The sequence below is a fragment of the Pseudomonadales bacterium genome (genome assembly GCA_013215025.1).
In the GTDB taxonomy this organism is placed as follows: domain Bacteria; phylum Pseudomonadota; class Gammaproteobacteria; order Pseudomonadales; family DT-91; genus DT-91.
The window spans coordinates 1-10,110 of record JABSRR010000078.1; the positions used below are offsets into that span (position 1 = coordinate 1).

Below are 10,110 nucleotides of genomic sequence, written 5' to 3' on the forward strand. Positions count from 1 at the left end.
GGCAGAAAGCTGCCGCAGCATATCAGCGAAGAAGACGTTGAGGCTTTGCTGGATGCGCCAGACTTAAATCAGCCGATCGAGTTTCGTGATCGCGCCATGCTGGAATTACTGTATGCCTGCGGTCTGCGGGTGTCAGAGCTGATTCAACTGCAGCTGGCGGATATCAGTGTCAGTCAGGGTATTGTGCGGGTGCTTGGGAAGGGCGGCAAAGAGCGGATTGTGCCGATGGGTTATGCTGCAATAGATTGGTTAGAGGCGTATTTGCGCGATGTGCGACCGCTTTTACTGGGAGACAAGCAGTCGACGGTTTGTTTTTTATCGCGACGTGGTCAGGCCATGACGCGACAGACTTTCTGGCATCGCATCAAGCATTATGCCCTGTGTGCCAATATCAGTAGCGATTTGTCACCGCATACCATTCGTCACGCCTTTGCAACACATTTACTGAATAATGGTGCCGACTTGCGGGTAGTTCAGTTATTATTGGGCCACAGTGATTTATCCACTACGCAAATTTATACCCATATCGCAACCGCTAGGCTGCAGCAGCTGCATCAGCAACATCACCCACGTGGCTGAAGTAACAGCTGCATTGCTTAGCTTACACTTGTTATGGGGCGCGTTTTTTCAGCTCAATATGTAGGAGAGTGTTTTGAGAATGTCAGGATTACCCGCCAGGGTTTATGGACTTGTATGCCTAGCTTTGATTAGCATGCAATCGGCTTGTCAGGCTGACTCTGCCGAATCGGCGCCGTCGGCTGATAGCCCATCGCCAACGCAATCGGCGCCGTTACAGCTTATCCAGCCTGCCGAGGTGACAGATGCCGATGTGGCCGCTATTACCCGCAAAGCGCAGGCGGTGTTTGCTGGCATAGATGATCGCTTTAGCGTTAGCAGCGTTACCGCTGCCGGTATTGACGGATACTACCGGATAAAAATCGCGCAGGGCCCAACCCTTTATACTGACGCCAATGTCAGCTATTTTTTCTCCGGTGAATTATTCCAAGTAACCGACAACGGTCTAGTGAATTTAAGCCAGCAGTCACAGGCCGTTGAGCGCCGCGCCTTAATGGCAAATTTAGACCCTGAGTCGATGATTATTTTCCCCGCCGAGGGCGAGCAAAAAGCGCAAGTGACGGTGTTTACCGATGTTGACTGTTTCTATTGTCAGAAGCTGCATCAAGAAGTGCCCGCCTTAAATGCTGCGGGTATTGCGGTTCGCTATATGGCATTTCCGCGCGCCGGCATTGGCTCAAGCTCTTACGACAAGGTGGTATCGGCCTGGTGTGCTGACGATCCGTTGACCGCGATGACGCGCTTAAAAGCTCGCCAGTCGATCACTGATAAGCGTTGTGAAAACCCAGTGGCCGAGCATTATCGACTTGGCCAAACCCTGGGGGTGAGCGGCACGCCGGCAATTTTACTGGACGATGGGGTGATTATTCCTGGCTACCGTCCGGCTGATGACTTAATTAAGCAGCTGCTGAACTGAGCAGCCTAGCGTTTTGCCGGCGTTTGGCGGCCGGGCTATGCGCTTTAGACGTGGTGACTGATGGCAAACTGTCAGTCGCTGACGCCTGCAGAATGCGCCATTCGCGCTGCATTGACCGCTGCGATTAGCGGTACTCTTTAAGCAAAATTCTGTGTATAATCTTGCGCCTTAAATTATCCCTGAACGAGACGAGATAAAGTGCTTAAACCCGTAAATATCGGTATCTGTGGCCTAGGAACGGTCGGTGGTGGCACCTTTAATGTGCTGGCCAGAAATCATGCGCAAATTGCTGCCCGTACCGGCTGCGATATTCGTGTCAGCCATGTGGCGATTCGCCAAGCGAAGCCTGAATTTGATTTGTCGAATGTGACTGTTGAGTCAGATGTGTTGGCAGTGGCGCGCGCGCCTGAAGTCGATATTGTGGTTGAAACTATTGGCGGTTATGACGCCGCTAAACGTTTGGTGTTGACCGCTATTGAACACGGTAAACATGTGGTGACTGCCAATAAGGCTTTAATCGCCGAGCATGGTAACGAGATTTTTAGCAAAGCCGCTGAACATGGCGTTTCGGTCTATTTTGAAGCTGCGGTTGCCGGCGGTATTCCGGTAATCAAAGCCTTGCGCGAGGGCCTGGCCGGTAATCAAATTGATTGGCTAGCCGGCATTATTAACGGCACTGGTAATTTTATTCTCACCGAGATGAAAGATAAGGGTCGTGACTTTGCTGACGTTTTGGCCGAAGCACAGGCACTGGGTTATGCCGAAGCGGATCCAACCTTTGATGTTGAAGGTATCGATGCCTGCCATAAGCTGGCGATATTGGCCTCATTAGCGTTTGGGGTGGAATTATCTTTTGATCGCGCCTATACCGAGGGCATTAGTCAGGTTGCGCCTTTAGATGTGGTGTTGGCAGAAGAGCTTGGGTTTAATATTAAGCATTTAGGCATTGCGCGTCAGCTTGAGCAGGGTATTGAGTTACGCGTTCATCCAACCTTGATTCCAAAAACTCAGCTATTAGCAAACGTGCATGGCGTGATGAATGCGGTAATGATTCATGCCGACGCGGTTGGTTCAACCATGTATTACGGTGCCGGAGCAGGTGCCGAACCAACAGCTTCGTCGATTGTCGCTGATATCTGCGATATTGCACGCTTGTTAGATGCTAGCCAGGCGCAATCCGTACCGCCGCTATCATTTGCACAGGCAAGTATTCAGCCGGCGACGATTTTGCCGATTGAACAGGTGCGTAGCGAATTTTATTTGCGTTTCAGTGCGCATGATGAACCCGGTGTGATGATGCACGTTACAGAAGCCTTGAGTGCGCAAGGTATTAGCATTGAGACGATGATTCAAAAAGCGCCCGATGCTGCTGAGCATTCTCTGGTTGCCTTAGTAACCGATCATGTTGAAGAACAACGCTTGCGCACCGCCGTTGCGCAAATCGAGACGCTGCCAACCATTCAGGGTTCGGTGCATGTGATTCGGGTCGAATCGCTGGCCTAGTGTAGTAAAGAGTTTACGATTATGACGATGAAATATATTAGTACCCGCGGCCAAGCCCCCGTGCTTAATTTTGAACAGGTAATGCTGACAGGCTTAGCCAGCGATGGTGGCTTATATGTGCCCGAGCAGCTGCCACGTTTTAGCCGCGAAAAAATTGCTAGCTTTGCGGCGATGTCTTATGCCGAAGTGGCTTATGAGGTGATGCAGCCCTTTGTTACTGGCTGTATTGACGATGATGATTTTAAAGCGATGATTGAAGACTGCTATCAAGAGTTTCGTCATCCTGCGGTAGCGCCTTTGGTTCAGCTTGGCCATAACGAATGGCTGCTAGAGCTATTTCAAGGTCCGACCTTGGCATTCAAGGACTTTGCTTTGCAGCTCTTAGGTCGCCTATTAGATTATGTGTTAGAGCGTAAGCAGCAAAAAGTTGTGATTATGGGAGCAACGTCGGGCGATACTGGCTCTGCAGCTATAGAAGGTTGTCGTCGCTGTAAGAATATCGATATTTTTATTCTGCATCCGCACCAGCGTGTTTCAGATGTGCAGCGTAAACAGATGACCTCAGTATTGGCAGACAACATCCATAATATTGCGCTAGAGGGCAATTTTGATGATTGCCAGTCGATGGTGAAAGCCAGCTTTAATGATCAGTCATTCTTGCCCGATGGGCGCCAGCTTGTTGCCGTTAATTCGATAAACTGGGCGCGTATCATGGCGCAAATTGTTTATTATTTTTATGCTGCCGCGGCACTTGGCGCACCTGATAAAGAGGTTGGCTTTTCGGTGCCAACCGGTAATTTTGGTGATATTTTTGCGGGCTATTTAGCTAAGCAAATGGGGCTGCCAATTAATCAATTGATTGTTGCCACCAATACTAACGATATTCTTCATCGTACTATTGCCAAAAATTTATATCAGAAGCATGAGTTGGTGCACACCTTATCGCCATCGATGGATATTATGGTTTCATCCAATTTCGAGCGCTTATTGTTTGATGTGTTTGATCGCGATGGCGCAGAGCTTGCTGCATTTATGGCTGCCTGTAACGGTGATCAAACAGTGACCCTGCCGCAGGATAAATTTGACCATACCCGTGAGCTATTCGACAGTTTTGCGGTTGATGACGCCATGACCTGTGAAACGATTGCCTCGGTATTTGAGCAAACTGAATATTTATTGGATCCACACTCTGCAATTGGTGTTAAAGCAGCGCGTGAGGTTCGTCGCAGTACGGCAACTCCTATGGTTACCTTAGCGACCGCGCATCCGGCAAAATTTGCGGAGGCAGCCTTGCAGGCTGGACAAAGCGAAGAGCCGGCATTGCCGCACCATATGGCTGATTTAATGCAGCGTGAAGAGCGCTTTACCGTTTTGGCCAATGATATGCAGCAGGTGCATGCGTTTATGCAGCAAAATATTGTTGCATAAGCTGTTTTTAAAGCACTGAGATCTGATCGAGATAGAAAAAAGCGGCCTAGGCCGCTTTTTTTATTAGAGCTATGTATAGGGCCTTACATCGCAGCTAGATCTTACATTGCTACAGCGGCTAAGTTTAGATAGCTGCTGCCATTGGCAGCGGTAATCACCTGATGCAGGCTTAGGTAGCGCGGTAGAATATGGTCAAAGTAGAATGCACAACTGACTTTTTTCCGCGTAGCTAAGGCGCTGTCATTGGCTGCCAGTAAGGCAGACTTTAATAAGCGTTCAGCCCCCAAGACATAGCCACAAAGCATCATATAATCATTAGCAACGGCCTCGCGCTGATGCTGCTCTGGCTGCGCTAACAGAGATTTAGTTGCCTGCTGAACGGCGTCGATAGCCTTAGTCAAAATTGTAGCATAGGCGCTGAATTCGTCTGTCTCGGCAGCGGCTGCGGCCGTCGTTCGCATTTCGTCTAATAGTGTAAACATGGCATGGCCGTTATCACGCGCGGTTTTTCGACCAATTAAATCTAGCGCTTGAATACCGGTGGTGCCTTCATAAATGGTCAAGATTCTGGCATCGCGATAATGCTGCGCGGCTCCGGTTTCCTCGACAAAGCCCATGCCGCCATGTATTTGAATATTTAACGACGTCACTTCTTGTGACATTTCGGTAGCAAAACCTTTCACAATAGGTGTGAGTAAGTCAGCCTTGCTTTGCGAGCTTTGGCCTGCTTTAACTTTATCGATAGTGGCAAAGGCTTCATAGGTCATCGCGCGAGCGGCTTCGGTTAACGACTGCATGCTTAGTAGCATACGCTGCACGTCAGCATGGTGGTTGATCGTAATACGTTCGCCATTTTGTTTGTCGTAGCCCTGCACGCGCTCTGCAGCATAGTGTTTTGCCTGTTGCAGTGCACGCTCAGCAATCGCCACACCCTGCATGCCNACGCCTAGGCGCGCGTTATTCATCATGGTAAACATGCANGCTAAGCCGTTGTGTTCTTTACCAACCAGATAGCCAATGGCGCCGGTGGTTTCACCAAATGCCATTACACAAGTGGGCGAGGAGTGTATGCCTAATTTTTCTTCTAGCGCTATACAGTGAACATCGTTGCGCTCACCCAGTGAGCCGTCGGCATTGATAAGAAATTTTGGCACTGCAAATAATGAAATACCTTTTACGCCTGCTGGCGCATCCGGTAATCTGGCTAACACCAGATGTATTATATTTTCCGCAACATCATGGTCACCCCAGGTGATATAAATTTTTTGCCCTTTAATGCGGTAATGATCGCCCTCTGGTTCGGCTTTGGTGCTTACCGCGGCAAGGTCAGAGCCGGCATGTGGTTCGGTGAGGTTCATGCTGCCAGTCCAGGCGCCACTGATCATGTTCGGCATCAGCTGCGCCTGCAGTGCTGCATCGGCGTGTGATTCGATGGCCTCTAAAGCACCCGCGGTTAACATCGGGCATAGACTGAAACCAAGATTGCTGCTTTGCAGCGCTTCCATCACGGCAAAATAAACCGTTTGCGGTAGACCCTGGCCACCATGTTCTGGATTGGCGGATAGGCTTTGCCAACCAGCTTCTACATATTGCTGATACACCGACTGCAGGCCAGGTGCAGTAACAACGCCATTAGATTCTAGCTTGGCACCAAATTCATTACAGGCATAGTTATGCGGTGCAATTTCAGTTTCAACCCAGCGCGCAGTTTCACTGAGAATTGCCTCAAGCAACTCTTCACTCATTTCGGGGAAGGCGTCACTGCCATAGAGTGAACGCAAGTTAGTTAATTGGTTAACCACAAAGCCAACTTCGTGCTGCGGGAATTCATAGTTGCTCATAGTAGATACTTAACCTGTTCTGAAATGTTGTTAGTAATAAATGATTGCTGAGTAATCAATGTTAAATTTTTATTAGATCGAAACCGCTAGGCGCGTGCCTTGGTCAATCGCGCGCTTAGCGTCAAGCTCGGTTGCTTCTTGTGCGCCACCGATTAAATGCACGGGAATATTATTGAGCTGCGCGGCTAATTCATCGCGAGGCTCTTGGCCTGCACAGATAATAATATTGTCGACATCTAACACTTTAATTTCATCGTTTTGACGATAATGTAAACCTTGGTCGTCGATTTTTAAATATTCACAACCGGCTAGCATTTCAACCCCTTTGTTTTGTAAACCAAGGCGATGAATCCAGCCGGTTGTTTTACCGAGGCTGTTGCCAACTTTTTTAGCTTTGCGCTGCATCAAGGTGATTTTACGTGCGCTGGGGCTTGGCTGTGCGGTGATGCCTTCGATACCGCCGCGCGCCTCAAGCTGCATATCGATACCCCATTCCTGCATAAATGCAGCAATATTGAGGCTAGTCGCTTCACCGCTGTGGCTGAGGTATTCAGCAACGTCGAAGCCAATGCCGCCGGCACCAATAATCGCGATGCTGTCGCCAACAGCTTTCTTATGCTTTAAGACATCTAAGTAAGACAATACTTTGGCATGGTCAATGCCTTCTATTGATGGCCGCCGAGGGGTAATACCGGTTGCGAGAACAACTTCGTCAAATTCTGCATCACGTAAATACTTTGCATCAATATGCTTGCCAAGCTGAAGGCTCACGTTAGATTGACGGAGTTTGGTATTAAAGTAGCGAATCGTCTCATGGAACTCTTCTTTGCCAGGAATTTGTTTGGCAATATTGAACTGGCCGCCAATTTCGTCGGCTTGGTCGAATAGCGTTATCGCGTGGCCTCTGGCATCAGCCTCAACTGCAAATGCAAGGCCGGCGGGACCAGCGCCAATGACCGCAATGCGTTTTTTCTGTTGCAGCGGTTGAGTGATGATTTCGGTTTCGTGGCAGGCGCGAGGGTTGACTAAACAGCTAGTCATTTTGCCGACAAATACGTGATCCAGGCAGGCCTGATTGCAGCCGATACAGGTGTTGATTTCATCAGCTCTATTGTCAGCGGCTTTAAGCATAAAGTCAGGGTCAGCCAAAAACGGTCGTGCCATCGAGACCATATCCGCATCACCCCGTGCTAAAACTTTTTCAGCAACGTCAGGCATATTAATGCGGTTAGAGGTGATGACGGGCAGTGACAATGATTGTTTAAACTTCGCAGTTACCCAGGTAAACGCTGCGCGTGGCACTTTAGTGGCAATGGTGGGAATTCGAGCTTCATGCCAGCCAATGCCGGTGTTTATTAAGCTGGCACCTGCGGCTTCGATAGCTTTACCCAGTTCAATGATTTCTTCACTATTGCTGCCACCCTCGACTAAATCTAGCATTGAGAGGCGATAGATAATAATAAATTCAGGCCCGGTAGCGGCGCGAATCTGCTTCACTACTTCAATCGGTAGGCGCATTCTATCGGCGTAGCTGGCACCCCATTGATCTTGTCGATGATTAACCCGGCTGGCTAAAAATTGATTGAGGAAATAACCCTCTGAGCCCATCACTTCTACGCCGTCATAACCTGCCTGCTGTGCTTTGCTGGCGGTAAGCACGAAGTCGGCAATTTGCTGTTCTATCTCGGCCTCGCTGAGCTCAACCGGATGAAAGGGGTTAATCGGCGTTGGCACCGCAGACGGCGCCATTGGTTTTTCGGTTAAGGCATAGCGACCGGTATGTAGGATTTGCAGGCATATTTTACCGTCTTCGGCATGCACTGCATCGGTGATTAAGCGGTGATCGGCAACGTCGCTATCGGTGTGTAAGGTTTTGCAATGTTCATGCACACTGGCACGCACGCTGGGGCCAAATCCACCCGTGACAATCAAGCCGACGCCGCCGCGTGCTCTGGCAGCATAGAAAGCGGCCATTCGTTGAAAGCCGTTTTCGGCTTCTTCGAGCCCAGTATGCATTGAGCCCATCAGCACACGATTTTTTAATTGCGTGAAGCCAAGATCGAGTGGCTCAAAGAGTTTGGGATATGCCTGCATGAAAATTACCTCATGTGTCACTGCGTTACAAAAGCTGTAATGACAAGCCCTTGCAACATATTTTTGCTTACCATAGGGGCTTATTTTGACAGTGTCAAGATTATTTGCTAGTTTCTAATTTCTCATTAATATAGTCGAAAAGAGGCGACTTAGTGGCAGATTTAGTGGCAGATTTACAGCTGAAAAAAAATTACCATCATGGCGATTTGCGGACCGCCTTACTTGATCAGGCGGCTAGCATTTTAATGCAGCAAGGCGAGTCCGCGCTGTCGATGCGCGGCTTGGCGCTAGAGGTTGGAGTGTCGCGCACGGCTGCTTATCATCATTTTAAAAACAAGCAGGATTTGCTGTGCGCTGTAGCTGAACAAGGTTTTACGGCATGGCGTAAGCACATGGCGCTGCAGCCAGATGAATGGCAGGTTAGCGAAGACAGTATTTTTGCCTTTATTCTGCGCTATATTGATTATGCGCAAACGCAAACCGCGTATTACGATTTAATGTTCAGTGGCCATATTTGGAAGGCTTCAAGCTTAACTGAGACGCTGCAGCATGAGGCGTATATTACCTTCAAGGCTTATGTTGCTTTATGTGAATCTTGGCAAGCGGCTGGTTTGGTGTCGGAAGCCATAGATGCGAAACGCTATACGCAAGTCAGTTGGAGTAGCTTGCATGGCATGACACGTTTGTTGCTTGACGGTATATATGTTGATCAAGGCTCGATTGAGCCGATCGCTCGCGCAGCGGCGCAAATGTTTTATCACCGTTTAACTCAGGCTGATAGCTAACAGACTATTGACTGCGATAAACGAATGTATGTATTTTGCCGCTAATTTTATAGATGATTTTGCGGCTAGATCTTGTCGCTAGGTTTTAGCTAAAAACTGCCTCGATGGCTTGCGAGGGTATAGCCTGTCCATGTTGGAAGCGCCACTTGGCTTGTTGATCTTTATCGATCAGGCGCGCTCTTACCCCTTCATGAAATTCCTGTTGCTGAATAATCATGCCGGCTAATTGTAAATCTGCTGCAAGCACCTGCTGTAAGCTTTTACCTGCGGATTGTTGCAGGTGTTTGATGCTCCAGTGTATCGCTAGTGGAGAAGCTTGCTGTAATTGCTGCTGTGCTTTTTTATACCAGCTTGATGGGTCGCTGTCGTCGAGGATGGCCGCTATCGATGTATGGATATCGCAAGTTTTAAAGTGCGCGTCTATTTTCGCGCTATGCGCTGCGAGTTCACTGCTTGCGCAGTCTGTTGTTAGCTTATCAAGCAAGCGCTGAATTTGTTGATAATTATGCTTTGGCTGTTGTGCAAACTTAAGCCTGCTGAATGCCTGAAACAGTGACTGCCGCTGCTGTGACCGAATACCATGACTGGCGATCCCTAAATAAAGCGCATCGGCTGCTGCGAGTGTTATACCCGTGGCGGCAATAAACTTGGCCAGTGTCTCGGGTAGCTGGTTAAGGTAGTAAGCCATGCCGACGTCAGGAAAAAAGCCAATCGAGACTTCGGGCATCGCTAAACGGCTGGATTCTGTCACAATACGAAAGTCACAGGGCATAAATAAACCCATACCGCCGCCCATGACGATACCGTCGCCCCAAACGATGATAGGTTTGCTGAACTCACTTAGCTGTAAATTGAGTTGATATTCAGCTGTAAAAAAAGCTTCTGCTTTGTCTTGCTGCTGTTGCAGAACCTGTTGGCTGACGGTTTTAATATCGCCTCCGGCACAGAAGCCTTTTTCCCCTTGGCC

At 48.9% G+C, this 10,110-nt stretch carries 8 protein-coding genes; 5 read left to right on the top strand and 3 right to left on the bottom strand.

The features are described 5' to 3' along the window. The 4 genes from HRU21_07255 to HRU21_07270 form a co-directional block, all read left to right on the top strand. A partial coding sequence (locus tag HRU21_07255; protein NRA42092.1) for a site-specific tyrosine recombinase XerD occupies positions 1-579 on the top strand: 579 nt, incomplete at its 5' end. 79 nt (positions 580-658) lie between these two features. Beyond that, on the top strand, positions 659-1,492 hold the full coding sequence (locus HRU21_07260) for a DsbC family protein (protein ID NRA42093.1): 834 nt from the start codon (positions 659-661) through the stop codon (positions 1,490-1,492). 198 nt (positions 1,493-1,690) lie between these two features. Further along, positions 1,691-2,995, top strand: coding sequence for a homoserine dehydrogenase (locus tag HRU21_07265; protein NRA42094.1), 1,305 nt, complete (start codon positions 1,691-1,693; stop codon positions 2,993-2,995). A gap of 27 nt (positions 2,996-3,022) precedes the next feature. Continuing rightward, a complete protein-coding gene (locus HRU21_07270; protein ID NRA42095.1) occupies positions 3,023-4,423 on the top strand; it encodes a threonine synthase in 1,401 nt (466 codons plus the stop codon). Between the two features lie 101 nt (positions 4,424-4,524). On the opposite strand, the gene HRU21_07275 is transcribed toward HRU21_07270, so the two are convergent. Further along, complete coding sequence (locus HRU21_07275) at positions 4,525-6,264, bottom strand: acyl-CoA dehydrogenase (GenBank protein ID NRA42096.1); 1,740 nt, start codon at positions 6,262-6,264, stop codon at positions 4,525-4,527. 72 nt (positions 6,265-6,336) lie between these two features. After that, a complete protein-coding gene (locus tag HRU21_07280; GenBank protein ID NRA42097.1) occupies positions 6,337-8,358 on the bottom strand; it encodes an NADPH-dependent 2,4-dienoyl-CoA reductase in 2,022 nt (673 codons plus the stop codon). 245 nt (positions 8,359-8,603) lie between these two features. Here HRU21_07280 and HRU21_07285 point away from each other — a divergent pair, with 245 nt between their 5' ends. Continuing rightward, a complete protein-coding gene (locus HRU21_07285) occupies positions 8,604-9,143 on the top strand; it encodes a TetR/AcrR family transcriptional regulator (GenBank protein ID NRA42098.1) in 540 nt (179 codons plus the stop codon). 85 nt (positions 9,144-9,228) lie between these two features. Here HRU21_07285 and HRU21_07290 read toward each other — a convergent pair. Continuing rightward, on the bottom strand, positions 9,229-10,110 hold an 882-nt coding region (locus HRU21_07290), incomplete at its 5' end, for an enoyl-CoA hydratase/isomerase family protein (protein ID NRA42099.1).

What these genes read in the sequence shown, in the direction of transcription:
- HRU21_07285 (NRA42098.1), top strand. Translation starts at nt 8,604, where the DNA reads ATGCAGCAAGGCGAGTCCGCGCTGTCGATGCGCGGCTTGGCGCTAGAG.
- HRU21_07270 (NRA42095.1), top strand. Translation starts at nt 3,023, where the DNA reads ATGAAATATATTAGTACCCGCGGCCAAGCCCCCGTGCTTAATTTTGAA.
- HRU21_07280 (NRA42097.1), bottom strand. Translation starts at nt 8,358, where the DNA reads ATGCAGGCATATCCCAAACTCTTTGAGCCACTCGATCTTGGCTTCACG.
- HRU21_07260 (NRA42093.1), top strand. Translation starts at nt 659, where the DNA reads ATGTCAGGATTACCCGCCAGGGTTTATGGACTTGTATGCCTAGCTTTG.